We start from the raw sequence: 24,589 nt of genomic DNA, 5'->3' as shown, positions 1-24,589 counted from the left end.
CCTAATTAAAAGAATAATTATTTAATTAGATTATAACAAAATTTTAATTACTATAATAGTTTACGATCAATAAATCAAAATATTAAACAGCCTTAACTTCTTATTTTTAAATTTGGAGCTTAGGAAACAAAACTATATACTATTAAATTACTAGAATAAACTTAAAAAAGTATCAAAAATTCAGCCCAATTACAAAGACCAAATTCTCTCAGCTTCTACAATTTTCTATTCAAATTTAAATATTTATGATACCGCTTAACCACTGAGAGTCAGAGTTAAAATTACCAATAGTCTGTACATGCAATTATTCGTCCCTAGACTAATATATGCAAAAGATATAAAGATTTAGGATCTATCCTAGATAACCAGAACAACTCCTTCTTTACTACTTGTCTTAAAATAGAAATTTGAGGCTTCATTTAACTGTTTTAAAACACCATTCACACTCCTTTGAATATAGCTAAAAATGCTCTTTTAGAATACCGTTAAACTTACGTAAATGGCACTTTTCTTAGTTCCCAAAGTTCTTAATTCCGTTAATATGGTTTTGCCGTTCAGCGAAATGTACGCTGTGCTAGATTCATAAATAACTAAATTACTCACGTCTAACACATCATAACTGTGGTAACAATTTGCATAAACAATCCTGTTAGGTTAAACTTGTTCACAAATAACGGAAAACAAAGTTGCTGTTCTAGTATTCGGTACGGTGTGACGATGTAAACCTTATCATTTCGCTTCAAAAACCCAAATACGACGACTTTCGAGAAGTGTCATGCCTTTATATCGTCCTCCAAAATAACTTTCATCAACTTCTACCTCTCTGTCAAACATTTCCAACTGCAAATTGAGACCTTTGCAAAAACAAAAAGGACTTAACCGGAAAAACAGGTTAAGTCCTTGAATCTTTTTTTGGTCGGAGTGAAAGGATTCGAACCTTCGACCCCTTGCACCCCATGCAAGTGCGCTACCAGACTGCGCCACACTCCGACTCGATAGGTTGTGAATTTTAGTTTCAAACGCTGATTTTGACAAGTGCTTTTTAGAAAAGGAAATTTACTCGTTTGAAAACATTTGAATTATTTGTAAGCAAAAAAGGCCGTCTGAAATCGTTCAGACGGCCTCTGATTATTCAGTCAAATATCAAGCTTCAACCGGAATAATACCAATTTTAGCCTGCCATTGTTTTGGTGCAATGGCGTGAACCGATTCGCCGTTGCTATCCACCGCAACAGTCACAGGCATATCTTTGACTTCAAATTCGTAAATCGCTTCCATACCCAATTCTGGGAACGCCAAGACTTTAGATGCTTTAATGGCTTTGGCAACCAAATATGCCGCGCCGCCGACAGCCATCAGGTAAACGGCTTTATTATCGGCAATGGCTTGGCAAGTTGCTGCGCCGCGTTCGGATTTACCGATCATACCCAAGAGGCCGGTTTGTTCCAGCATTTGGCGGGTAAATTTATCCATACGGGTGGAAGTAGTCGGACCAGCCGGACCAACTACTTCGTCACGGACTGGATCAACCGGGCCAACGTAGTAAATCAGTTTGTTGGTGAAATCTACCGGCAATTCTTCGCCTTTGTTGAGCATATCAACCAAACGTTTGTGCGCGGCATCACGGCCGGTCAGGATTTTACCGTTCAACAATAATACGTCGCCGGTTTTCCATGTAGCCACTTCTTCTTTGGTCAGATTGTTGACATCGACACGTTTGCCGTTGTCAGGGCTGTAAGTCAGATCCGGCCAGTCTTCCAAAGACGGGGCTTCCAGTTTGGCCGGGCCTGAGCCGTCCAATTCAAATTCGATGTGGCGGGTAGCCGCGCAGTTTGGAATCATGGCAATCGGTTTGGAAGCCGCGTGGGTTGGGTAGTCAAGGATTTTGACATCCAGCACGGTGCTCAAACCGCCCAAACCTTGTGCGCCGATGCCCAAGGCATTTACTTTTTTGTAGAGTTCCAAGCGCAAGGCTTCGGTAGTAGACAATTCTGCACCGGAATCGGCTTTTTCTTTGAGTTCCTGAATATCGATATGGCTCATCAGGCTTTCTTTGGCCATCAATACTGCTTTTTCAGGCGTACCGCCGATGCCGATGCCCAAGATGCCCGGAGGACACCAGCCGGCACCCATTTGAGGAACGGTTTTCAAGACCCAATCAACGATATTGTCTGAAGGGTTGAGCATGGCAACTTTGGTTTTGTTTTCAGAACCGCCACCTTTGGCTGCGCAAGTAACTTCGACTTTGTCACCTTTTACTATTTCCATGTGTACAACGGCAGGCGTGTTGTCTTTGGTATTTTGACGCTTACCAGCCGGGTCGGCCAATACGGAGGCGCGCAGTTTGTTGTCAGGATAGGTGTATGCACGGCGTACGCCTTCGTTAACCATTTCCTGTACGCTCATCTCGGCATCCCACTGTACATCCATGCCCACTTTCAAGAATACGGTCGCAATACCGGTATCCTGACAAATCGGACGATGGCCCTCGGCACACATACGGCTATTGACCAAAATCTGCGCCATTGCATCTTTGGCGGCAGGGTTCTCTTCTTTTTGGTAAGCCTTGTATAAAGCCTGAATGTAGTCTTTAGGATGGTAGTAGCTGATGAATTGGAAAGCGTCGAAAATACTTTGGATAAAGTCTTCTTGCTTGATGACGGTCATGATTGTGTTCCTTTTCGGGAGTCATGGTAGGAAGGGTTTGTTTATTTTTTAAGAGACCGATTTTTCAGACGGCCTTCAATAGTGTAATAGTGCTTTCAAATGAATAATCCAGACAATATCATTTTCATACCTTATTGATTTAAATAGAATTTAATAACATATTAAATCACTTGGTTATTGATAACCCATATCTACTAGCTATTCACTTACATAGAAATAAAACTACATTATTTTTAAATGATAATCTTATTGCAAGGCCGTCTGAAAATATTTGTCTTAAGCATCTAAAAAAGAAATTTAGTAGCCTGTATTAAAAAGGGAACTACCTAAATTTCAGACGGCCTTTCTTATTTTCCAAAACAATACATAATTATAAAATCTGTGCCATTTTCTCCCTCAACCTTCTTGACTGATATCAAACTTGTTTGATTTTCTGAAATTTTATAACAATCTTTTCACTTGCTTATATACCTAAATATTATTCAATATATACAACAATCTATGCAAAATTATCTAATATGTAATAATGATTTCTACTAGCGAATGAATTAATATTTTTAAATTTATACTAAAAAAGTAATTTTATTTTACCTTTATAATCAAATAAAAATATTGAATTTGCCCAAATAATAGGCACATTTTGTTTACAATCTCTTCCTTAAGCAAGGCTAATCCCTCCCTATCATCAAATTCAACAAATTCTGATACACTTCGCCTTATATAGATAAACATTGATTTTAAAAGAATTTCTGAGTAAATCACTTGGATATTTTCCTCATACGCAATAAATGTAATAAAAATACAATTAATCAAATTACCCACTATTCCAACTTCCAATTTCACAGGAACAAACCATGAGTGAAAATTTGTTAACCCTGACCATAGACGGCCATGAAGTCAAAGCTTCCGCCGACTCGTCAATCATCCAAGCCTATGCCCGTTCAGGCAATGCGATTACTGCCAATGTCGGCTGTATGGGTCAAGGCGTATGCGGTTCCTGCCGCTGCATGATTCGTAAAGAAGGCGAGCGCGAAGTAACAACTGCACTGGCATGCGAGACTAAAGTCGAAGAAGGCATGCAGGTCAGCTTCTTGGATTACTTTATTCCGGAGCACATCCAATATTACGACGTCGGCGAAATTGGTGATGGCTGGAACTGGTTGGACGATACCGCCAAAGCCTTCCCAGAAGCGCAAAACTGCCGTCATTGCGGCGGCTGTAATCGCGCCTGTCCTAAAGGTTTGCAAGTGGAAAACGGCGTAGCGCAGGTAGTTTCCGGCAATTTCGGCGCGGCTGCGCTGACCTTCGACCAATGCGTGATGTGCAACCTCTGCACCCTCTCCTGCCCAGAACACATCCGTCCGAACCACTTAGGCCTGTTCGCCCGCCGTATGAAAGCGGCACGCACGCTGCGTCCGGTGGATTTGATGCGCCGCCTGCGCGAAATCGACAGTGGCAAAATGAAAGTCGAATTTGAAGAGGAGGCACTGTGATGGCTAACAAAATCCAAGGCATAGACTACGAAACCGCCCTTGCCAATCTGCGTGCATCCTCATTGGAACTGCGTGGCGATTTACCTGAAAAAAACGAATTACTGAGCCAATTTCACCCTGACTATCAGGCAAATGCGCGTGTGAAACTGCCTATCGGTCCAAACCAAGGCGATTACTGCCATCCTGATTTGGCCAAACTCTTAATCAGTCAGCCTCTGATTGACGACTATAATTTATCAGGCGCAGAACACTTGAACACTGACGTATTGGTAATTGGCGGCGGCGGTGCAGGCGCGGCAGCGGCATTGTCTGCGACTGAAGCTGGCGCACGCGTCATCATGGCGAACAAACTGCGTATCGGCGACAGCAATACCGTGATGGCCGAAGGCGGCATTCAAGCAGCGGTCGGCGCAGAAGACAGCCTGCAACAACACTTTAACGACACCATCAAAGGCGGCCACAACGTCGGCAAAAAAGAATTGGTGGCACAAATGGTTACCGATGCGCCGTCCGCCATCCGCTGGCTGATTGGCTTGGGCATGACTTTCGATCTTGCCAAAGGCGCAGACAGCAACGGCATGTTGAGCCGCAAACGCGCAGGCGGTACGACCGTACCGCGTATTTTGAGCTACCGCGACTTTACCGGCCTCGAAATGATGCGCGTACTGCGCGAGGCGGTCGAACTCGACGAAAACATCACCCAGCTCAACCGCCACCCAGCTATCGAATTATTATCAGACGAACACGGCCGCTGCGTCGGCGCGATTTTGTACGATTTGGAAAAACGCTCTTTGGTATTGGTTCACGCCAAAGCTGTGGTCTTGGCAACCGGCGGCAGCGGACGCCTGCATTTGCAAGGTTTTGCTACTTCCAACCATTATGGCGCGACTGCAGACGGCCTGGTGATGGCTTACCGTATCGGCGCCAAACTGCGCGATGTCGATTCTTTCCAATACCACCCGACCGGCGTCGCCCACCCTCCACACTTGGCAGGCGCGCTGATTTCCGAAGCCGTGCGCTCTGCAGGGACCAAACTGGTCAACGGTTTGGGCGAACGTTTCGTTGACGAATTGCAACCGCGCGACGTTGTTGCCGCTGCGATTCTGCGCGAATGCCGCGAAGGCCGCGGCGTGGTACGCGACGGACAAGTCGGCGTGTTCCTCGACACCCCGCGCCTGATTGCTAACGACCCTGACGTATTGAACCGTCTAGTAACACTCGGCCACGTTGCCCATAAATGCGGCATCGACCCTGCCGTTGAGCCGGTCATGATTCATCCGACTCTGCACTATCAAAACGGCGGTATCGAAATCAACGGCGACGGCGCAACCTGCGTCGAAGGCCTCTATTGCGCCGGCGAAGTAACCGGCGGTATTCACGGCCGCAACCGTCTGATGGGAAATGCGCTTTTGGACATCATCAGCTTCGGCCGCCGTGCCGGTAAAGCCGCAGCAAATTGCGGCCTGCCGCTGAAAAAAGTGCGCGGCGGTGTCGGCCACGTCCACGACCTGCAACGCGAAATGACCCGCGCCGGTCTGACCAGCGACATCAAAGCCCCCGTTTTATATCCCGACTACGGCAAATTCGATTTGCGCGAACACGCCGGTTTGCAGGAGCAACAATCATGAATCAAGCCAATCAAAACTTACTGCATCCTTCCCGCCAAGTCGGCGCGGATTTAGCCGCGTGGCGCAAAGTCGGCGGCGGCGAAGGCCTGCTGGCTGCGCTTGCCGATCCTCAAAGCATTGTTTCCAAACTGCAAGATGCCAATCTTTGCGGTATGGGCGGTGCAGGTTTTCCGACTTGGCGCAAATGGGAGGCCGCCGTTGCCGCCCAAAGCAAAAATGGCGACAAATACGTTGTCTGCAATGCCAACGAAGACGAACCGGGTACATTTAAAGACCGTGTACTGCTGGCAAATACACCGCACCAAGTCATCGAAGGAGTTCTGATTGCCGCCGTTGCCTGTCGTGCCAACAAAGCGATTCTGTACGTCAACCCTCATCAAACCGAATCCATCACTTCCATCACACCGGCCATCGAGCAATGGAAAAACAGCGATTTGTTTATCCGTATCGAAAACTACTTGGGTAAACCTTTGGACTTACAACTGGTTGAAACTTCAGGACGTTATATCGGCGGCGAAGAAACTGCCGTGATTTCATGGTTGGAAGGTGGTTTCCCCTTCCCCCGCCGCAAGCCGCCTTTCCCAGCCGAAAGCGGTGTCAACGGTGAGCCGACCCTTATCAACAATACCGAAACCTTCGCCAATATTCCGCAAATCCTTGCCAAAGGCGCGGAATGGTACAAATCTTTGGGTTTGGGCGATGCCGCAGGCACAAAACTCTACTCACTCTCCGGTGACGTATTGAATCCGGGGCTGTACGAACTGCCAATGGGCACGACCCTGCAATCACTGATTTACGATCACGGCGGCGGTATGCTTGAAGGCCGTACGTTTAAAGCCGTATTTACCGGCGGCCCGTCAAACACGCTTTTAACTGTCAAAGATTTGGATGTGCCTTTGGACTTCGTTTCCGTACGCGAACGCAAATCCAGCCTCGGTACCGGCGCGATGATTGTGATTTCCGAAGGCACCAGTGTGGTGCGCAAAGTGGCCGAATATGTGGAATTTTTCGCTTCCAACTCATGCGGTCAATGCCCACCTTGCAAAGGCGGCACATTCCAGCTTTCCCGCCTGCTCAACCGCGTGGACACCGGCATCGGCACTCCCGACGACCTGCGCGCCTTGCAAAGCCTGTGCCAACTGTTGCCACGAAGCGGCCGTTGCGGTTTGATTGACGGCGCAGTTACCGTGTTGCAAAGCTCGCTGCGCACCTTCCCCGAAGAGTACGGCCTGCCGCAAGAACAGGAGTAAAACGGCGTTGTTTTCAGACGGCCTGTTACTGTAAAGGCCGTCTGAAAAACCAATACCAAACTCCCTTTCTCTTCTTTCCAAGATGGAAGAGAAACCCAATAAGAAAAATACCTTCCGAACCTACCAAAACACGTTCAGACAAGCTTAAGCAACACTCAGGCCGTCTAAAAACAGATTTCCCAATACTTCAATCCTCAAATTAGGAGATTCAACATGGGCTTCAAGCCAATTCCTGCTGCGGTCGCACTTGTGCTGACGCTGCTTATCTGGTTCGTTATCCCCGTTCCTCAAGGCGTATCGCCTGACGCATGGCATCTTTTGGCATTGTTTGTCGGCATCATTGCCGGCATCATCGGCAAAGCCATGCCTATCGGCGCAATGGCGATTTTGGGCATTACTTTGGTTGCACTGACCGGCGTGACCAACGCAAAAGCCGCCGACGCGACCAAAGACGCACTGAGCAGCCTCAACAACTCGTTAATCTGGATGATCGGTATCGCCATCATTATCTCGCGCGGCCTGTTGAAAACCGGCTTGGGTATGCGTATCGGCTACCTGCTGATTTCCCTCTTCGGCAAACGCACGCTGGGCGTAGGTTACAGCTTAGCGCTTGCCGATTTGGTCATCGGTCCAGTAACGCCAAGTAATACTGCACGCGGCGGTGCGATCGTGCATCCGATTATGAAATCCATCGCACTGAGCTTCGACTCCGACCCTGAAAAAGGTACGGAAGGCAAAATCGGTAAATACCTTTCACTGGTCAACTTCCACTCCAATGTGATTACCTGTCTGATTTTTATCACTGCCACCGCCCCCAATCCGCTGGTAGTCGAATTGGTTGCCAAAGCCACCAATTCGCAAATCCAACTCTCTTGGGGTACTTGGTTCTTGGCGATGGTCGTACCCGGCCTGCTTGCCATGCTGCTGATGCCGCTGGTGCTGTACTTCCTGTATCCGCCTGAAATCAAACAAACCCCTAACGCCACTGCATTGGCAAAAGAGCATTTGGCTGCCATGGGGCCGATGAAGCGTGAAGAAAAAATCATGCTGGGCATTTTCCTGGTTCTGCTGCTGTTGTGGGCGGGTATTCCCGAGATGCTGTTCGGCGTGAAAGTTGATGCTACCGCCACCACCTTCCTCGGCTTGAGCCTGTGCCTTTTGACCGGCGTACTGACTTGGGAAGATGCGCTAAAAGAAAAAAGCGCGTGGGATACCATCGTTTGGTTTGCGGCCTTGGTGATGATGGCAAACTTCCTCAACAAACTGGGCCTCATCAGCTGGTTGTCCGACTCCATGCAAAGCGGTATCGCCCATATGGGCTTGGGTTGGGAAGCCGGTTGCGCCCTGTTGATGCTGGCCTACCTCTACGCCCACTACGTTTTCGCCAGCGGTACGGCACACGTTACCGCCATGTTCGGCGCATTCTACGGCGCAGGCTTGGCCTTGGGCGCACCACCGATGCTGTTTGCCCTGGTTATGGCAGCCGCTACCGGCATCATGATGTCGCTGACCCACTACGCCACTGGTTCTGCACCTGTCATTTACGGCTCGAACTACGTCAACATGACCGAATGGTGGAAAGCCGGCTTCATCATGAGTGTGGTCGAAATTCTGATTTTCAGCACTGTCGGCATCTTGTGGTGGAAAGCCTTGGGCTATTGGTAATCCTTTAGCCGATTGAAAAATCAGGCCGTCTGAAACTCCAATTTCAGACGGCCTTTTGTTACAATTTCATTTTTACCGAACACACTCAATTACCGTGAAAATACTCATCCTCGGCAGCGGCCAAGTCGGCTCGACCGTCGCCCAAAACCTTGCCTCCGTTCCCAGCAACGACGTTACCATCATCGACATCGACGAAAAAGCGCTCAACCGCATCAGCAGCCGCCTCGATGTCCAAACCATCGTCGGCAACGGCGCATCGCCCTTTACCCTCGAACAGGCAGGCGCGGCGGACTCCGACCTCCTGCTTGCCCTGACCCGCAGCGACGAAACCAACATTGTCGCCTCCAAAATCGCCGCCGACCTGTTCAACATCCCCGGCCGCATTGCACGCGTACGCTCAAGCGAATACCTCGAATATCCAGTTGCTGGAAGCGACAAACCCGAAGAAGGCAGCCTCAACATTTTCGGCATTACCGAAACCATCAGCCCCGAACAACTGGTTACCGAACAACTTGTCGGCCTGCTCAGCTACACCAGCGCATTGCAAGTACTCAGCTTTGCCAACGACCAAGTCCGCATGGTGATTGTTCAAGCTCGCAAAGGCGGTTTGCTGATCGACCGTGAAATTGCCGACATCAACCAACATCTCCCCGAAGGCGCGGACTGCCAAATCTGTGCCATATACCGCAACAACCGCCTTATTGTCCCCACGCCGCAAACCGTCATCATCGAAGGTGACGAGGTACTTTTTACCGCCGACATCAGCAGCGTCAACATCATCATGCGCGAACTGCGCCCCAAAGAAGCGCGTACCCGCCGCATCATGATTGCCGGCGGTGGTAACATCGGCTACCGCCTCGCCAAACAGCTCGAATCCAAATACGACATCAAAATCATCGAATACAAACCCCACCGCGCCGAATGGCTAGCCGAGAATCTGGACAACACCCTCGTCCTGCAAGGTTCCGCCACCGATGAAACCCTGCTGGACGAAGAATACATCGACGAAATCGACGTCTTCTGCGCGCTGACCAACGACGACGAAAACAACATCATGTCCAGCCTGCTGGCGAAAAACCTTGGTGCCAAACGCGTAATCACCATCGTCAACCGCTCAAGCTACGTCGATTTGCTCGAAGGCAACAAAATCGATATCGTCGTTTCCCCCCACCTGATTACCATCGGCTCCATCCTCGCCCACATCCGCCGTGGCGACGTCGTTGCCGTCCATCCTTTGCGCCGCGGTACAGCCGAAGCCATTGAAGTGGTGGTACACGGCGACAAAAACACTTCCGCCATCGTCGGCCGCCGCATCAGCGGCATCAAATGGCCAAGCGACTGCTACATCGCCGCCATCGTCCGCGGCGCAACCGGCGAAGTCATCATGGGACACCACACCGAAACCATCTTGCAAGACGGCGACCACATTATCTTCTTCGTCTCACGCCGCCGTGTTCTGCCGGAGTTGGAAAAACTCATTCAAGTCAAAATGGGCTTTTTCGGTTAAACCCAAAATCCGTTTGCTTGAAGCCATAAAAAGGCCGTCTGAAAACCTTTTCAGACGGCCTTTATTTCTTGTTTTATTTACGCTTTGGCAACACTGTTTTTACGGCCAAACCAAACAAAACCAATCACACCCAATACAATCATCGGCACGCTCAACCATTGACCCATGGACAAACCCAAGGTCAACAGGCCGAGATAGTCGTCAGGCTGACGGGCAAATTCTGCAATAAAGCGGAACAAACCGTAACCGCCCAAGAACAATGCTGCCGTTTGACCGGCCGGACGTGGTTTTTTCGAGAAAATCCAAACAATGACAAACAGGCAAATGCCTTCAAGGGCAAACTGGTAAAACTGAGACGGATGGCGCGGCAGCATGCCGTATTGTTGCAACCATTCGGCCCATAAAGGATTGTGCGCCGCAGCTTCCGCATCTTCGTAACGCGCTTGCGGGAAACCCATCGCCCAGAAAGCATTGAGTTCGGTCACGCGTCCCCAAAGTTCGCCGTTGATAAAGTTGCCGATACGGCCGGAAGCCAAGCCCAGCGGTACGAGCGGCGCAACGGTATCCATCAATTTCAAGATACTGATGTTGTGCTTGCGGCCAAACAACCACATGGTAACGACCACTCCCAAGAAGCCGCCGTGAAACGACATACCGCCTTCCCAAACTTTAAAAATATCCAACGGGTTGGCAAGATAATCGGAAAATTTATAAAACAAAACGTAGCCGATACGGCCGCCCAAGATGACGCCCAAGATACCCCAAGTCAGGAAATCGTCGAGTGTTTCTTTGGTAAACACAGAATTGCCCTGCGCGATACGGCGGCGGCCCAAAATCGTAAACAGGATAAAGCCGACAATATAGCTCAAGGCATACCAGCGGATGGCAAGCGGGCCGATGCTGATCAGCACCGGATCAAACTGGGGATGTATCATCATAATGTGTGTTCCTTATCTCAAAGGCCGTCTGAAAGCCTGAACTTTCAGACGGCCTGTATGCGGTGTCGGATGGTTTAACGCAAATCGTCAACCACATTCAAAATAGCAGACAACATGGCCTCGCCCAAGCGCAGCGAACGTTGGCCGTTCCAGCCGAAATCGTCGTCCGGCAGATTGGCATTGTCTTTAAACGGCATTTCCAAAGTATAGGCAAGGCAGTTGAAATGATTGCCGACCCAGTTGGTCGCCAAAGTCATGTTTGCCTGACCCGGCGCATCTTTGTCATAGCCGTAATCGTCTTGGAAATCGGGGCTGGCATTGAGCAACGCCAGTTTGAATTGGTCTTCCAAGGCTTCGATGCGCTCGTTGTAGTTAGGCACGCCTTCGGTACCGGCCACAAAGACAAACGGCAGACCTTCATCGCCGTGAATATCCAAGAACAAATCCACGCCGGTTTCCATCATTTTTTCGCGGACGGCAAAGACTTCGGGGCTTCGCTCCAAAGTCGGGTTTTCCCATTCGCGGTTGAGGTTGGCGCCGGCGGCATTGGTGCGCAGATTACCCAAAACTGAACCGTCCGGATTCATATTCGGCACAATATAGAAAGTCGCACGGTCAAGCAGCATACGCGCGGTCGGATCTTGCGGATCAAGCAGGCGGCCCAGCAAACCTTCAACAAACCATTCCGCCATGGTTTCTCCCGGATGCTGACGGGCGATAATCCAGACTTTCATGTCGCTTTCGACTTGGTTGCCGATGGTCAGAAGATTGATATCGCGGCCTTGAACGGTACTGCCCAAGTCGTCGATACGGCACAAACCACTGCCCTGCGCATCGCCCAAAAGGTTCAAATGCTGCTCGTTGGAATAAGGCTCGAAATAAGCGTAGTAAACGCTGTTGGACAAAGGCGTATGGTTGATGGTCAACACGCCGTTTTCGTAGCTGGTCGGCACACGGAACCAATTTTGGCGGTCGTAAGAGGCGCAAGCCTGATAGTCCTCCCAGCCCAAAGGATACGCAGCGTCCGCCGCATTTTCAAAATGCATCACGCAGTTTTGATAGGCCGCACCCTGCAAACGGAAGTAAAACCATTGGGCAAACTCCGAAGCATTGTCGGGACGCAGGGCGAGGCGGATATCGGCAGGGTTGCTCAAGTCTTTGACAACGACCGAACCGGCATCGAATTGGGTGCTGATTTTCATCATGGGTATCCTTAGTAATCGGCGAAGAGGCCGAAGCAAACCGTCATTTTACCGTTTGCATGAGGCTGGTTTCAACCATTTAACTGATTTAACAGGATTTCAAGCGTTTGGAAATATTGTTTCAGACGGCCTTTGGGATTAAGATAAAGGCCGAAATCATGAAACAAGGTTGAAACCATGACCCAGCAACAATCTGTCTCCCCTGCCATCAAGGCGCGCGTCCTTGCCGAATCTTTACCTTATATCCGCCGTTTTTCCGGCTCCATCATCGTCATCAAATACGGCGGCAATGCCATGACCGAGTCGGCCTTAAAAGAGGGCTTCGCACGCGATGTCGTCCTGCTCAAACTAATCGGCCTGCATCCCGTCATCGTTCACGGCGGCGGCCCGCAAATCAATGAAATGTTGGAAAAAGTCGGCAAAAAAGGAGAGTTTGTTCAAGGCATGCGCGTGACCGACAGCGAAACCATGGACATCGTAGAAATGGTTTTGGGCGGACACGTCAATAAAGAAATCGTTTCCATGATTACCACCTTCGGCGGTCGCGCCGTCGGCATTACCGGCCGGGATAACCACTTCATCAAAGCGGAAAAACTCCTGATCGACACGCCCGAACAAAAAGGCGTGGACATCGGCCAAGTCGGCACAGTGGCTGACATCGATACCCGTTTGGTGGAAGGCTTGGTCGAGCGCGGCTGCCTTCCTGTCATCGCACCCATCGGCGTAGGCCAAAACGGCGAAGCGTTCAACATCAATGCCGACTTGGTTGCCGGCAAACTGGCGGAAAAACTTCAGGCCGAAAAACTGCTGATGATGACCAATATCCCCGGCGTACTGGATAAAGAAGGCAAATTATTGACCACCCTGACGCCAAGCCGCATTGACAAACTGATTGAAGACGGCACGCTGTACGGCGGTATGCTGCCTAAAATTGCCTCAGCCGTCGAAGCCGCCAAAAGCGGCGTCAAAGCCACGCATATCATAGACGGCCGCGTTCCCAACGCCCTGCTCTTGGAAGTACTGACCGATGACGGCGTAGGCTCGATGATTTTTGGCGAAGGCTAATCCGTTTTTCAGACGGCCTTATGCCTGATTTAATCAGCTTTTCACCCTAAAAAGGGTAAAAAATGTTACACTATACGGCTTATGTTTGTTTGAACGATATTGACGTGAAACAAACTTACAGTCGGTTTCATACCGACACCGATGCCATGCCCGGCAAAGACGGTATAATGGCTGCATTCATCAGACTTCGGCAATCATCCTCAAGGCCGTCTGAAGCGTAACAAAGCTACTTTTCTTTTACCATCCTATTTGGAGATATTCATGAGCGCAATCGTTGATATTTTTGCACGCGAAATTTTGGACTCCCGCGGCAACCCTACCGTAGAGTGTGACGTATTGTTGGAATCCGGCGTCATGGGACGCGCAGCTGTACCTAGCGGCGCATCAACCGGCCAAAAAGAAGCTTTGGAACTGCGTGACGGCGACAAATCCCGTTACTTGGGCAAAGGCGTATTGAAAGCCGTTGACCACGTCAACAACCAAATCGCGCAAGCCCTCATCGGTATCGATGCCAACGAACAATCTTATATCGACCAAATCATGATCGAATTGGACGGTACTGAAAACAAAGGCAACTTGGGTGCCAACGCTACTTTGGCCGTTTCTATGGCCGTAGCACGCGCAGCTGCCGAAGATGCAGGCCTGCCTCTATATCGCTACTTGGGCGGCGCAGGCCCAATGGCTCTGCCTGTTCCGATGATGAACGTTATCAACGGCGGCGAACATGCCAACAACAGCCTGAACATCCAAGAATTCATGATCATGCCTGTCGGCGCAAAATCTTTCCGCGAAGCCCTGCGTTGCGGTGCAGAAATTTTTCACGCGCTGAAAAAACTGTGTGACGGCAAAGGCTTCCCAACTACCGTCGGCGACGAAGGCGGTTTCGCACCTAACCTGAACAGCCACAAAGAAGCCCTGCAGCTGATCGTTGAAGCAACCGAAGCCGCAGGCTACAAAGCTGGCGAAGACGTATTGTTCGCCCTGGACTGCGCATCCAGCGAGTTCTACAAAGACGGCCAATACCATCTGGAAGCCGAAGGCCGCTCTTACACCAGCGCAGAATTTGCCGAATACTTGGAAGGTCTGGTTAACGAATTCCCAATCGTTTCCATCGAAGACGGCATGGACGAAAACGACTGGGAAGGCTGGAAACTGCTGACCGAAAAATTGGGCAAAAAAGTTCAATTGGTCGGCGACGACTTGTTCGTAACCAATCCAAAAATCTTGGCCGAAGGCATCGAAAAAGGCGTGGCAAACGCATTGCTGGTCAAAGTCAACCAAATCGGTACATTGAGCGAAACCCTGCAAGCCGTTGACTTGGCCAAACGCAACCGCTACGCCAGCGTAATGAGCCACCGTTCCGGTGAAACCGAAGACAGCACCATTGCCGACTTGGCAGTTGCCACCAACTGTATGCAAATCAAAACCGGCTCCCTGTCCCGCTCCGACCGCATGGCGAAATACAACCAATTGTTGCGCATTGAAGAAGAATTGGCCGAAGCCGCCTACTACCCTGGCAAAGCCGCATTCTACCAACTGGGCAAATAAGCAGAATATAGGATATTGATTGTATGAAGTGGGTAACTTTTGTTTTAACCTTCGCACTTTTGTGCTGTCAGTACAGCCTTTGGTTTGGTAAAGGCAGCGTCGGGCATACGGAAGAATTGCAGGAGCAGCTCGTCCGTCAGGAGGAAAAAAACCAAACGCTCACTTTACGCAACAATTTCCTCAATGCGGAAGTTGAAGATTTGGCACACGGACAAGAGGCCATTGCCGAAATTGCCCGTGTCGAATTGGGCTATGTCCAAGACGGCGAAGTGTATTACCGAATCATCGACCGCCGCTAAACCCTGCAAAACAAAGGCCGTCTGAAAACATATTTTTCAGACGGCCTTTTTTATCGCAATCGCTATATAATCACATATCCCAAAATCAAATCACACCCATCATGTATGACGTAAACACCCACGATGTCCGCCGATTCTTTGCCCACGTCTGGCAACACAGGCTCGCACCGCTCCAATTGGACGGCCTGCAACAAAAAGCCTTACGCATTATCGAAGCCCATCCCGAATACGGACACTATCTCGAAGACATCGAACAATATTTAGATAAAGAATGGCTGCCCGAAGACGGCGAAAGCAATCCATTCCTGCATATGTCGCTACACCTTTCCCTGCAAGAGCAAAGCGCCATCGACCAACCCTCGGGCATCCGTGCCATCCACCAACAACTTTGCGCCCGTTACAACGGCGACTGGGTCAAAGCCGAACACGATATGATGGAAGCCTTGGCAGAAACCATCTGGGAGGCGCAACGCTACGGACGAGGCCTTGACGTCAATGCCTACATGACTCGCTTACGGAAATTGGTCGGCTTAGGCCAAGAAGAAAAAGCCCGCCTCAATCCCCATGAGGTCGGCTTGATGGACACAAAGTAACTTCTTTTCAGACGGCCTCAACCCATACAAATCCTTACGCTTGCCAAAGCCAACGTTTCCATCTTTCATGCTAAATTACTTTTTTAAAATCCGCATTACAAGGAAAAACAAAATGCTCCGTCCAGCCCTTACCGCCCTACTGCTAGCGGCCTCCCTGCCCGTAGCAGCAGAAAGCCTCAACTACAACATCGTTGAATTTTCCGAATCCGCCAACATGGAAGTGCCACGGGATACCATGACCGCGCATTTCAGCGTCAACGCAGAAGGCAAAGACCGTCAAGCCGTCAACCAAGCCTTCATGAAAAAATTTAACCAGTTCAACAAAATCTCCCAAAACAACAAATTTAAAGCCGAGCTGATGGAGCGCAACGCTTCCCCGCGCTATCAATACACCAACGGCAAACGCACCCAAACCGGCTGGGAAGAACACGCCTACTTCAAAGTAGAAAGCAAAGACTTTGAAGCACTCAACCGCCTGATTGCCGATAGCATCAATATTGCCGTTTTGGAAAGCTCCTCGTTTTCCGTATCCAAAGAAAAACGCGAAGAAACCGTCGACCAACTGAGCAAAGCCGTCATCCTGCGCTTCAAAGACCGCGCCCAAAACCTCGCCCAAACGCTCGGCTTCTCCAGCTACAAAATCGTCAAACTCAACTTGGGCCACATCGGCAACCGCCAAGTCGGCGGCGACTTTGCACACGCCAAAATGCTGCGGGCAGCCCCTGTCGCAGAGGTAGCTGCAGGAATAGAAGATGGCGTACCAGCCTCCCCAGGCTCAGAAGAAATCAGCCTGACCGTCAGCGGTTCGGTGCAAATGTAGGATTTTCTTTTAAATCATTTAAAAGGCCGTCTGAAAGTATATTTTTCAGACGGCCTTTTGTATTGTTCAATGATTAGAACGGTTGTTTCTATTTTATAGTAAAATGTAAACTATAAAGATATTTAAAATCAGATAATTAAATTCTTATTATTCACTTTTCAATCTGGATTGCGTAAAAATAAAGTATGAAAAGATTAGATTTCAGATTTTATTTTTACACAATATGCTTGCTATGAGATACCAAGTTGACAATGTTTATTCATAAAATCATTGAAAGAAGGAAAAGCTGGTAGGTTATAGTAGAAATTATCACGTTTAACTCTAGTAAGAGGCATTGCTAAATTTGAGTATACTGTTTTTTACGCTTATTGATTATAGTAGTTTAATCTGTTTATCTGTTTTATTCCACTTCCATCCCTTTTCCTAATATCTTTTAATTTCGATAACTCATCCACCGACCTTGCTACTTTCTATATACTTATCATTATAAAAACATTAAAATGTTTACTAAAAATATGTAAAATGTAAAAAATTATATTTTATAAATGAGGTTAATTAAATGTGGTCAGATACTGAATCTAAAGAAGACTATCTCAATTTTGGCGAAGTGTCGCAAATTGTTACTGAAATATTAGAAACTGAAGCTATGCTTCCCGTTTCGATAGGTGTTTTTGGCAACTGGGGGGCAGGCAAGTCCTCTCTATTAAATTTAATTGAGCAACAAATCAAACCTGATGAATGGATTATAATTAAATTTGATGCTTGGCTCTATCAGGGATTTGATGATGCCAGAGCGGCGCTTTTGGAAACTATTGCAAGCCATTTGATTCAGGCCGCCAAAGATAAAGAAACCATCTTGCAAAAATCCAAAAACTTATTTGCAAGAATTAATGGCTTACGTGTAGCTGGTTTAGTTGTAGAGGGTGCAGCTTTAGCAGCAGGCTTACCTGCTTTTGGTTTAGTATCCAAAATATTTGAAACAGCCCAAAATGCTTTGGATGGTATTCAAAATGAAACGGAAAGTAAGCAAGTTGTAGAAACAGTAAAAGAAATCGTTGATTCAGAAAAAAATCTTATCAAATCCAAAGAACAACAAACTCCACCAAAACAAATTGATGAGTTCAGAAAAGAATATGGCGAAATCTTACAGGATTTAGGCAAAAAGCTGGTTATTGTAATTGATAATCTTGACCGTTGTCTGCCTGCTAATGCTATTCAGACATTGGAGGCGATTCGTTTATTTTTGTTTTTAAATCGGACGGCATTCATTATCGCGGCTGACGAGGAAATGATTCGCCATTCAGTTGCGGAGCATTACAAAGATTTGTCGTATCGTCATCAAATTGATTATTTGGATAAGCTCATACAGATTCCTATTCGTGTACCCAAAGCAGGTGTGCTTGAAATTCGTGCGTATTTATATATGCTGTACGCCATTCATCAAAAAGTACCAACCGGAAAATTAGCAAGTTTACGCCAATTTTTAGAAAATCATTTGCAACAATCTTGGAAAAGTCAATCTTTAAATCCAGAAGAAGTGGCTGAAACTATTGAGGAGCAACACAATCAAACTCTATTGTCAGATTTTGAACGCGCAAACAGAATAGCGCCTTTATTAGCAAATTCACCTAATATTCAGGGTAATCCTAGAATTGTAAAACGTATTTTAAATACCATTAAAATGCGTACCAAAATCGCAAACAAGCGTCAAATGCCGTTAGATGAAGCAATTATTACCAAGCTGGTTATTTTTGAGCGATGCGTGGATTATGATGTGATAACAAAATTTTATCGGCTTGTTAACGAAAGAGAGGGTAAACCTGAACTATTAAAAGAGCTGGAAGATAACAATGAGCAAAATTTATCAACACTCTCTGAAAATAAGCCTATTCAAGCATTTATCAAAGAATGGGCAAAGTTAGAGCCCAAATTATCCAATGTTGATTTGCGTGCGGCGATCTATTTATCCAGAGAAACCATACCGCTAAATACTTATACCGCTCAACTTTCTCAAAAAGCCCAAGATGCTTTAAACATTTTACTTACAACCACATCAAGAACAGGCTCACAAGGTACCCAAGATGCCATTCAACAACTAACAATGGATGAACAAATCTCTGTTATGGACGCGTTAGTGGAACAATTAAGAAAAGTGGATAATTGGGATAAAAGTCCAAATGGTTTTGTGGGGGCTTGTTTGTTGGCAGAAAATTCAGAAGATGGGGCAAGAATTTTAAACCGTTTCATTATTGGGTTAAAACAAAGTGTAAAAAAACCTTGGTTAAATACGGCTTTAAAAAATGCAAATTGGTATAAGGAATAATAAATGGGTACTTCACAGTCTAGCGTAGGACCAAATGGTCGTTCACCTCTGTTACCGGCTTGGGTTGATGACAGCCAAGCAACGACTCAAACGCCAGATCCACAGAGATTAAAGGGATTGCGTCAAGCAATCGGTAGGGCTGTACGAGGCAGTGGACGTGATGATGTACGTAAAGCACTTGGTCATTATGCACGAAAAGCCAGTGGTGGTAAGCATACAGCCGTCCAAAAATTAGGGAAAATTACCCAAGCAGGTTCGGATTTATTTGGCATTTTTTCAGGCAGCCAGCAGCAACAATATTCGGTTAATTTACATAGTTTAAATGGCCAGCCTTGTGATCAAGTCATCACCCAAATTACCGAACTTTTGGCTGGTCACCACGGTGATTCAGACAAAATTCGTGCTGCGATGAATATTGCTTTATCAGAAGCATTGGAAGGAATGACAACTTTTGATGAAAATAGCATTACTACTGAAGTCATTGGTGGAATGATGGTTTGTTATTTAACTGAAAGTATTTTTCTGCAAATTGCACACGATGCCGGCAAGGCTTGGAAGAAAGGTGATGATCCTGTGCAAATTGCCATAGCAGAAAATGATTTACGACAACTCATTCGTGAAGTAGTAGATATTAAGCTTGCCCCTAAATTTACGGATGATGTTTGCCAGTTAACAATTGAACAAATGCAAGAAATTCAAAATCAAACTATTTTGGAAATTTGGGAAGAGTGGGAGGAGTATTGATGGCTCAATTAGTTTTTCATCACGATATTGAACAATTAAAAAATCTACCAAACGGTGTAATACCTGTTCGGTTGTATGGAATGGGAGATAAAAATCTACAAATTGCTTATATCGGCAATAGGATTTTGAAACAAGTTAAAAAATTGGGTGTTGCACCCAGTGATACTGTAATGGATTTTTTGACGATTGCTTTGGCAGTAACGGCAGCAGACACTTTTGTTTTGCGAAAAGATACCGCAAATGGTTGGTGTCGTTCGTTTTCCATTACTTTACCTTTGTGCCAGCCTGATATTTGGCATACAAACAAAACCCATTTAGAACAGATCTTACACTTTTTAAGTGGCGATATTTGGCAGTTTAATTTTCAGGCAGGAGGGCAATTACCGCCACGGCCCTATAAATTAAGTAGCCGAACCAAATTGGTGGATTTAAGAAATAAAGACAGCGTTTGTTTGTTTTCAGGTGGTTTAGATTCAGCAATTGGGGCGATTGATTTATTGGAGCAGGGACATTCACCGGTTTTAGTTAGCCATTCTTATAAAGGTGATAAATCACGTCAGCATGTCATTATCCAGAAACTTAATCAATATGGTTATACTGATCGATTTTCGCAATTTAATGCGATTGCACAGCCACATCTAAATAATGGAAAAACTGCTGAAATCACAATGCGAACCAGAAGTTTAAATTTTTTGGCATTTGCTATTGTATCAGCTTATACATTACAGGAAGTCGCGCAAAAAAAGATTGATATTTTAGTGCCTGAAAATGGGGTAATTTCAATCAATGCACCTTTAACAGTACGCAGAGTAGGCGCTTTAAGTACCCGTACCACTCACCCTTATTTTATCCAAGAAATACAAAAATTTTTCACTGCGGTCAATATTCCTTTCACTTTAAGAAATCCTTATCAATTTAAAACTAAAGGGCAAATGATAGCAGAATGTAAAAATTTACCATTATTACAGCAAATTATCCCTGATACTGTTTCGTGTAGCCATTGGAAACGCAAAAATAAACAATGCGGGGTTTGTGTTCCATGCCTGATTCGTAGAGCGTCATTGCATTATGCTGGTATTACCAATGATGCCCAATATGAATTTAATGATATTCGGCAAATTTTAATAAATCAGGACAGAAGAGATGATTTATTTGCTTTAATAAGTGCTATTCGTCAAAAAAATCATCGCAACATCAATCAATGGGTTTTACAAAGTGGTCCACTACCCACTCAACAACTAAATCAGTTTGCAAATGTTTTTAGGAGCGGACTGGATGAAGTGGAGCAACTTTTAATAGTGAACCAAATATTATGATGGATATGCATTGCCATTTGGATTTATATACTAATCCACAATACGTTGCAAAACGATGTAAAGATGAAAATATTTATGTTTTATCTGTTACAACCACACCCAAAGCGTGGTATGGAACAAGTTCATTAGCAAAAGATTGTCCTCGTATTCGTACCGCCTTGGGATTGCATCCGCAACTGGCTCACGAACGTTGGCAGGAATTGGATTTGTTTGATGAATTATTAAACCAAACTCGCTATGTAGGTGAAATTGGGCTGGATGGCGGAAAAGAGTTTAAAACACATTGGGAAACCCAATTAAAGGTTTTTCGCCATATTTTAAGAAGCTCAGCAAAATCTGGAGGAAAAATATTAAGTATACATTCTAGAATGAGTGCAAATGCTGTACTAGATGAATTAATTCAAGTAAATGGTAACTTACCAATCCTTCATTGGTTTTCAGGCACAAAACAACAGCTAAAACGAGCGATTGAAATAGGCTGCTATTTTTCTGTAGGACCTGCAATGTTAAGCAGTAAAAAGGGTTATGAGTTGGTCAAACTAATGCCAATAGAAAAAATATTGATTGAAACCGATGGACCTTTTGGGTGTTTTAAAACACAAGCTTTACTACCCTGGAATGCCAATATTGGCATTGCAATATTAGCAGATATTTGGGGGATGAATATTTCAGAAGCTGAGAATATATTGAGACTAAATCTGTTTAGCTTAGTTTCTAAACATATATAACCCCCTTATTCCTTATGGATATAGGAAAATTGACGTTTGAAAGGCAGTAACATGACAGCCTGAAAAACAAACGCCTCCCTAATTTATTGATTAAGCATAAAAACCTGACAAAAACCTTTGTAAAAATCCCCTAAATCTCCCCAAGACATTGAGGGATTTTTGGGGATTTTACAAAGATCTCAGGCCGTCTGAAAGTATATTTTTCAGACGGCCTTTTTATTTGCTCAATAATTAGAACGGAATATCGTCGTCGATATCATCAACCGGAGCGGTCGGTTGTGCCGGAGCAGGACGACGGGCTGGGGCGGCCGGGGGTTCTTGCGCTGGGGTGGATTGGTATTGCTGTTGTGATGCTTGTTGGTAACTGCTTTGGCTTGAATGACCGCCTTGGTTGTAGCCGTCATCATATGGTGCGCCGCCGCTGTTGTCGTTGCGACCGCCAAGCATTTTCATTTCGTTGGCGATGATGTCGTAAGCGGTGCGCTCGATGCCGTCTTTGCCTTGGTATTTACGGCTTTGGATACGGCCTTCCAGATACACTTGGCTGCCTTTACGCAGGTATTGACCGGCGATTTCGGCGAGTTTGCGGTACATGGTGATGTTGTGCCATTCGGTACGTTCTACGCGTTGGCCGTTACGGTCGTTCCACGTTTCGCTGGTGGCAACGCTGAAGTTACAGACGGCCTCGCCGTTGGGCATATAGCGGACTTCCGGGTCGCGGCCGAGACGGCCGATGAGGATAACTTTATTCAATGACATTTTACACTCCTGTGATAATTTTTTCGGCGGCCTCTTGGTCGAATCCTTTTTGCAAGGCCTTGATATAAATGGTTTGTTTGTCTGCGCTAAAGCTGATGCTTTCAACGCCTTCAATTTCGGTCAATTTTTGGTAGAGCAAATCCGGATTTTGTTGCCATTCGGCGTTAAGCGGATAGCTGAGGTTTTTGACAGGTTTAGGTGCCGGCGAAATGACTGCCAATACCAGCCACAGCAACATCAATACGCTACAAAAGGCAAATACGCCTACAAAACCGTATTTTTGGAACAATAAACCACCGGTTGCGCCGCCGACAAATAAGCCGACCGACTGCATGGTGTTATACACGCCCATCGCGGTGCCTTTCAAATCGGACGGAGCGATTTTCGATACCATAGACGGCAGGCTGGCTTCCAATACATTGAAACCAATAAAGTAAACAATCAGATAAGCGGTAATCAACCATACCGAGTGCATTCCAAACAGCAGGCCGATTTGCGCCGCAGCAATGCAGACGATACCAAGGATAAACACTTGTTTGAGCTTGTTGCGCGTTTCGCCGACAATAATCAGCGGCACCATAATAATCAGGCCGGTAATGGTTGACGGCAGATAGACTTGCCAGTGATGGATTTTTTCCAAACCCAGCTGCGTCATGGCAAACGGCAATGCGGTAAATAAAGCCATTTGCGCCGCATGCAAGGCAAAAATACCGAAGTCGAGATTGAGCAGTTGGCGGTTTTTCAATACTTCACCCATACGCGAAGGCTGCGCCTGCGTGTCTTCGTGCATTTTTGATACTTCCGGATCAGGTGTCATCCAGGCAACCACGCCGATACTGATTACAGTCAGAATACCGGTCAGCGCAAACAGGCCGGATACGCCGATAAAGCTGGCAATCATCGGGGCCAGCACTAGGCTGACGGAAAAGGTCAAGCCGATACTCAGGCCGATCATCGCCATCGCACGCGTCCGCACTTCGTTACGGGTCAAATCTGCCAGCAAAGCCGTTACCGCCGCACTGACTGCGCCCGCGCCCTGAATGGCACGCGCGGCAACCAACATCTGCAGGCTGTCGGCAACTGCAGCCAAAAAACTACCCGCCGCAAACACAATCAAGCCGGCATAAATCACTTTTTTACGGCCGAACTTGTCAGAAGCCATGCCCAAAGGCAGTTGCAGCAAAGCCTGTGTCAGCCCGTAAATACCCATCGCCATACCGACCAGCGCTTTATTGTTTTCTGCTCCAGGCAACGAAGCGGCATACATCGCCAAAACAGGCAACACCAAAAACATCCCCAACATACGCAGTGCGTAAACGCCGGAAAGTGTGGTACTGGCACGCCACTCGTGCGGAAACATTTGAATACGGTTATCTCTTGCCATAAATAATGTTTCAGACGGCCTTAAGTTTGCGAAAGGCCGTCTGAAAGTGTGAATTAACAGATTTTCTGATTATACAGGATTCAAAGGAATTGCATGGGGTCAAATCGCAAGCCGTTTATCGTAAACCTGCTTCATCGGTATAAAACGGTTTTAACAGAAACCAACATCACGCAAGATCTGCCCTATCCCATTTATCCCGAATCAACCCCACTGCCATCTATTTCGCCACGCGCCTAACACGGCGTTCGGATATTTGTTACTGCCCAAACTGCCGTTAAACCTTGCCAAAGCGCGGACAATATTGCCTTTTTCGATATTGTTGTAATGGCGAAGAATGGTGCAACCATAGCGCAGATTGGTGCGGATATCGAAAAGATTGTGCGACGGATTGCCGATATAGTTTTTCCAAAACGGCATCACCTGCATCAAACCGCGCGCGCCCACGCCGCTGATGGCATATTGGCGAAACGCGCTTTCCACTTCAATCAAACCCAAAATCACTTGAGTGTTGAGTCCGGCGCGACTGCTTTCATATTGAATATTGACCAACAGACGGCGGCGCTCGCCCTCATCGGGAATAAAGCGTGCCAATCGGGAAGACATCGCCGCCAACCAACGCTCCCCTTCCCTCGAATCGGCAAACACCAGCCGCGCAGGGCT

The 24,589-nt window shown here is 46.9% G+C and carries 21 protein-coding genes, 1 tRNA gene and 1 pseudogene; 15 read left to right on the top strand and 8 right to left on the bottom strand.

Annotated elements, in window-relative coordinates; translation table 11 throughout:
- Nucleotides 1-314: 314 nt before the first annotated feature.
- The 3 genes and pseudogenes from ACTHSP_RS00835 to ACTHSP_RS00825 form a co-directional block, all read right to left on the bottom strand.
- Nucleotides 315-840 (bottom strand): annotated as a pseudogene (locus ACTHSP_RS00835) (transposase); the annotation flags it as partial.
- A gap of 73 nt (nucleotides 841-913) precedes the next feature.
- A tRNA-Pro gene (locus ACTHSP_RS00830) sits at nucleotides 914-990 on the bottom strand.
- Between the two features lie 153 nt (nucleotides 991-1,143).
- Entirely contained in the window at nucleotides 1,144-2,667 is a 1,524-nt protein-coding gene (locus tag ACTHSP_RS00825) for a fumarate hydratase (RefSeq protein ID WP_003746217.1), read from the bottom strand.
- A gap of 854 nt (nucleotides 2,668-3,521) precedes the next feature.
- On the opposite strand from ACTHSP_RS00825, the gene ACTHSP_RS00820 reads away from it, so the two are divergent.
- From ACTHSP_RS00820 to trkA, 5 genes are all read left to right on the top strand, one after another.
- A complete protein-coding gene (locus ACTHSP_RS00820) occupies nucleotides 3,522-4,160 on the top strand; it encodes a 2Fe-2S iron-sulfur cluster-binding protein (RefSeq protein WP_314512254.1) in 639 nt (212 codons plus the stop codon).
- On the top strand, nucleotides 4,160-5,788 hold the full coding sequence (locus ACTHSP_RS00815; protein WP_314512252.1) for an FAD-binding protein: 1,629 nt from the start codon (nucleotides 4,160-4,162) through the stop codon (nucleotides 5,786-5,788). The genes ACTHSP_RS00820 and ACTHSP_RS00815 overlap by 1 nt, the downstream gene beginning before the upstream one ends.
- Nucleotides 5,785-7,038 (top strand): complex I 51 kDa subunit family protein, encoded by a 1,254-nt coding sequence (locus ACTHSP_RS00810; protein WP_440345455.1) that lies wholly within the window; start codon nucleotides 5,785-5,787, stop codon nucleotides 7,036-7,038. The genes ACTHSP_RS00815 and ACTHSP_RS00810 overlap by 4 nt, the downstream gene beginning before the upstream one ends.
- Before the next feature lie 213 nt (nucleotides 7,039-7,251).
- The gene (locus ACTHSP_RS00805) at nucleotides 7,252-8,703 is read left to right on the top strand and encodes a DASS family sodium-coupled anion symporter (RefSeq protein WP_314512249.1); all 1,452 of its coding nucleotides are present in this window, start codon (nucleotides 7,252-7,254) and stop codon (nucleotides 8,701-8,703) included.
- 94 nt (nucleotides 8,704-8,797) lie between these two features.
- Nucleotides 8,798-10,210, top strand: a complete 1,413-nt coding sequence (gene trkA, locus ACTHSP_RS00800) for a Trk system potassium transporter TrkA (RefSeq protein WP_314512247.1) — start codon at nucleotides 8,798-8,800, stop codon at nucleotides 10,208-10,210.
- 77 nt (nucleotides 10,211-10,287) lie between these two features.
- Here the strand turns inward: trkA and lgt are convergent, their stop codons facing one another.
- Both lgt and ACTHSP_RS00790 read right to left on the bottom strand, forming a co-directional pair.
- Nucleotides 10,288-11,148 (bottom strand): prolipoprotein diacylglyceryl transferase, encoded by an 861-nt coding sequence (lgt, locus tag ACTHSP_RS00795; protein ID WP_440345454.1) that lies wholly within the window; start codon nucleotides 11,146-11,148, stop codon nucleotides 10,288-10,290.
- Nucleotides 11,149-11,222: 74 nt separating this feature from the next.
- A complete protein-coding gene (locus ACTHSP_RS00790) occupies nucleotides 11,223-12,353 on the bottom strand; it encodes a M14 family metallopeptidase (RefSeq protein WP_314512243.1) in 1,131 nt (376 codons plus the stop codon).
- Nucleotides 12,354-12,527: 174 nt separating this feature from the next.
- On the opposite strand from ACTHSP_RS00790, the gene argB reads away from it, so the two are divergent.
- From argB to qatD, 10 genes are all read left to right on the top strand, one after another.
- Nucleotides 12,528-13,415, top strand: a complete 888-nt coding sequence (argB, locus tag ACTHSP_RS00785; protein WP_314512241.1) for an acetylglutamate kinase — start codon at nucleotides 12,528-12,530, stop codon at nucleotides 13,413-13,415.
- 62 nt (nucleotides 13,416-13,477) lie between these two features.
- The gene (locus tag ACTHSP_RS00780) at nucleotides 13,478-13,636 is read left to right on the top strand and encodes a hypothetical protein (RefSeq protein ID WP_168166789.1); all 159 of its coding nucleotides are present in this window, start codon (nucleotides 13,478-13,480) and stop codon (nucleotides 13,634-13,636) included.
- 40 nt (nucleotides 13,637-13,676) lie between these two features.
- Nucleotides 13,677-14,963, top strand: a complete 1,287-nt coding sequence (gene eno / locus ACTHSP_RS00775; RefSeq protein WP_070608661.1) for a phosphopyruvate hydratase — start codon at nucleotides 13,677-13,679, stop codon at nucleotides 14,961-14,963.
- Nucleotides 14,964-14,986: 23 nt separating this feature from the next.
- On the top strand, nucleotides 14,987-15,262 hold the full coding sequence (gene ftsB, locus ACTHSP_RS00770; RefSeq protein WP_003679613.1) for a cell division protein FtsB: 276 nt from the start codon (nucleotides 14,987-14,989) through the stop codon (nucleotides 15,260-15,262).
- A gap of 101 nt (nucleotides 15,263-15,363) precedes the next feature.
- Nucleotides 15,364-15,855 (top strand): DUF1841 family protein, encoded by a 492-nt coding sequence (locus tag ACTHSP_RS00765; protein WP_070608660.1) that lies wholly within the window; start codon nucleotides 15,364-15,366, stop codon nucleotides 15,853-15,855.
- Nucleotides 15,856-15,967: 112 nt separating this feature from the next.
- Nucleotides 15,968-16,675 carry an SIMPL domain-containing protein gene (locus ACTHSP_RS00760; RefSeq protein WP_070608658.1) on the top strand — a complete coding sequence of 236 codons (708 nt, stop codon included), beginning with the start codon at nucleotides 15,968-15,970 and terminating at the stop codon, nucleotides 16,673-16,675.
- Nucleotides 16,676-17,234: 559 nt separating this feature from the next.
- On the top strand, nucleotides 17,235-18,998 hold the full coding sequence (locus ACTHSP_RS00755) for a KAP family P-loop NTPase fold protein (RefSeq protein ID WP_070608657.1): 1,764 nt from the start codon (nucleotides 17,235-17,237) through the stop codon (nucleotides 18,996-18,998).
- A gap of 3 nt (nucleotides 18,999-19,001) precedes the next feature.
- On the top strand, nucleotides 19,002-19,742 hold the full coding sequence (locus tag ACTHSP_RS00750; protein ID WP_070608655.1) for a hypothetical protein: 741 nt from the start codon (nucleotides 19,002-19,004) through the stop codon (nucleotides 19,740-19,742).
- Nucleotides 19,742-21,058, top strand: coding sequence for a Qat anti-phage system QueC-like protein QatC (gene qatC, locus ACTHSP_RS00745; protein WP_070608654.1), 1,317 nt, complete (start codon nucleotides 19,742-19,744; stop codon nucleotides 21,056-21,058). The genes ACTHSP_RS00750 and qatC overlap by 1 nt, the downstream gene beginning before the upstream one ends.
- Entirely contained in the window at nucleotides 21,055-21,786 is a 732-nt protein-coding gene (gene qatD, locus ACTHSP_RS00740) for a Qat anti-phage system TatD family nuclease QatD (RefSeq protein ID WP_070608652.1), read from the top strand. Before qatC ends, qatD begins: the two co-directional genes overlap by 4 nt.
- Before the next feature lie 231 nt (nucleotides 21,787-22,017).
- Here the strand turns inward: qatD and ACTHSP_RS00735 are convergent, their stop codons facing one another.
- From ACTHSP_RS00735 to ACTHSP_RS00725, 3 genes are all read right to left on the bottom strand, one after another.
- Complete coding sequence (locus ACTHSP_RS00735; RefSeq protein ID WP_070608650.1) at nucleotides 22,018-22,545, bottom strand: single-stranded DNA-binding protein; 528 nt, start codon at nucleotides 22,543-22,545, stop codon at nucleotides 22,018-22,020.
- Between the two features lies 1 nt (nucleotide 22,546).
- Nucleotides 22,547-23,929, bottom strand: a complete 1,383-nt coding sequence (locus tag ACTHSP_RS00730) for an MFS transporter (protein WP_003685608.1) — start codon at nucleotides 23,927-23,929, stop codon at nucleotides 22,547-22,549.
- A gap of 201 nt (nucleotides 23,930-24,130) precedes the next feature.
- A partial coding sequence (locus ACTHSP_RS00725) for a lytic transglycosylase domain-containing protein (RefSeq protein ID WP_440345453.1) occupies nucleotides 24,131-24,589 on the bottom strand: 459 nt, incomplete at its 5' end.

This window comes from Neisseria sp. P0001.S005, assembly GCF_051963715.1.
Note: the sequence above shows the minus strand (reverse complement) of the source record. Positions and strands in the feature narration are given on the sequence as shown.

Excerpts from the sequence above, each read along its gene's own strand:
- ACTHSP_RS00825 (WP_003746217.1), bottom strand. The coding sequence starts at position 2,667 with ATGACCGTCATCAAGCAAGAAGACTTTATCCAAAGTATTTTCGACGCT.
- ACTHSP_RS00820 (WP_314512254.1), top strand. The coding sequence starts at position 3,522 with ATGAGTGAAAATTTGTTAACCCTGACCATAGACGGCCATGAAGTCAAA.
- ACTHSP_RS00815 (WP_314512252.1), top strand. The coding sequence starts at position 4,160 with ATGGCTAACAAAATCCAAGGCATAGACTACGAAACCGCCCTTGCCAAT.
- ACTHSP_RS00810 (WP_440345455.1), top strand. The coding sequence starts at position 5,785 with ATGAATCAAGCCAATCAAAACTTACTGCATCCTTCCCGCCAAGTCGGC.
- ACTHSP_RS00805 (WP_314512249.1), top strand. The coding sequence starts at position 7,252 with ATGGGCTTCAAGCCAATTCCTGCTGCGGTCGCACTTGTGCTGACGCTG.
- lgt (WP_440345454.1), bottom strand. The coding sequence starts at position 11,148 with ATGATGATACATCCCCAGTTTGATCCGGTGCTGATCAGCATCGGCCCG.
- ACTHSP_RS00790 (WP_314512243.1), bottom strand. The coding sequence starts at position 12,353 with ATGATGAAAATCAGCACCCAATTCGATGCCGGTTCGGTCGTTGTCAAA.
- argB (WP_314512241.1), top strand. The coding sequence starts at position 12,528 with ATGACCCAGCAACAATCTGTCTCCCCTGCCATCAAGGCGCGCGTCCTT.
- ACTHSP_RS00780 (WP_168166789.1), top strand. The coding sequence starts at position 13,478 with ATGTTACACTATACGGCTTATGTTTGTTTGAACGATATTGACGTGAAA.
- eno (WP_070608661.1), top strand. The coding sequence starts at position 13,677 with ATGAGCGCAATCGTTGATATTTTTGCACGCGAAATTTTGGACTCCCGC.
- ftsB (WP_003679613.1), top strand. The coding sequence starts at position 14,987 with ATGAAGTGGGTAACTTTTGTTTTAACCTTCGCACTTTTGTGCTGTCAG.
- ACTHSP_RS00765 (WP_070608660.1), top strand. The coding sequence starts at position 15,364 with ATGTATGACGTAAACACCCACGATGTCCGCCGATTCTTTGCCCACGTC.
- ACTHSP_RS00760 (WP_070608658.1), top strand. The coding sequence starts at position 15,968 with ATGCTCCGTCCAGCCCTTACCGCCCTACTGCTAGCGGCCTCCCTGCCC.
- ACTHSP_RS00755 (WP_070608657.1), top strand. The coding sequence starts at position 17,235 with ATGTGGTCAGATACTGAATCTAAAGAAGACTATCTCAATTTTGGCGAA.
- ACTHSP_RS00750 (WP_070608655.1), top strand. The coding sequence starts at position 19,002 with ATGGGTACTTCACAGTCTAGCGTAGGACCAAATGGTCGTTCACCTCTG.
- qatC (WP_070608654.1), top strand. The coding sequence starts at position 19,742 with ATGGCTCAATTAGTTTTTCATCACGATATTGAACAATTAAAAAATCTA.
- qatD (WP_070608652.1), top strand. The coding sequence starts at position 21,055 with ATGATGGATATGCATTGCCATTTGGATTTATATACTAATCCACAATAC.
- ACTHSP_RS00735 (WP_070608650.1), bottom strand. The coding sequence starts at position 22,545 with ATGTCATTGAATAAAGTTATCCTCATCGGCCGTCTCGGCCGCGACCCG.
- ACTHSP_RS00730 (WP_003685608.1), bottom strand. The coding sequence starts at position 23,929 with ATGGCAAGAGATAACCGTATTCAAATGTTTCCGCACGAGTGGCGTGCC.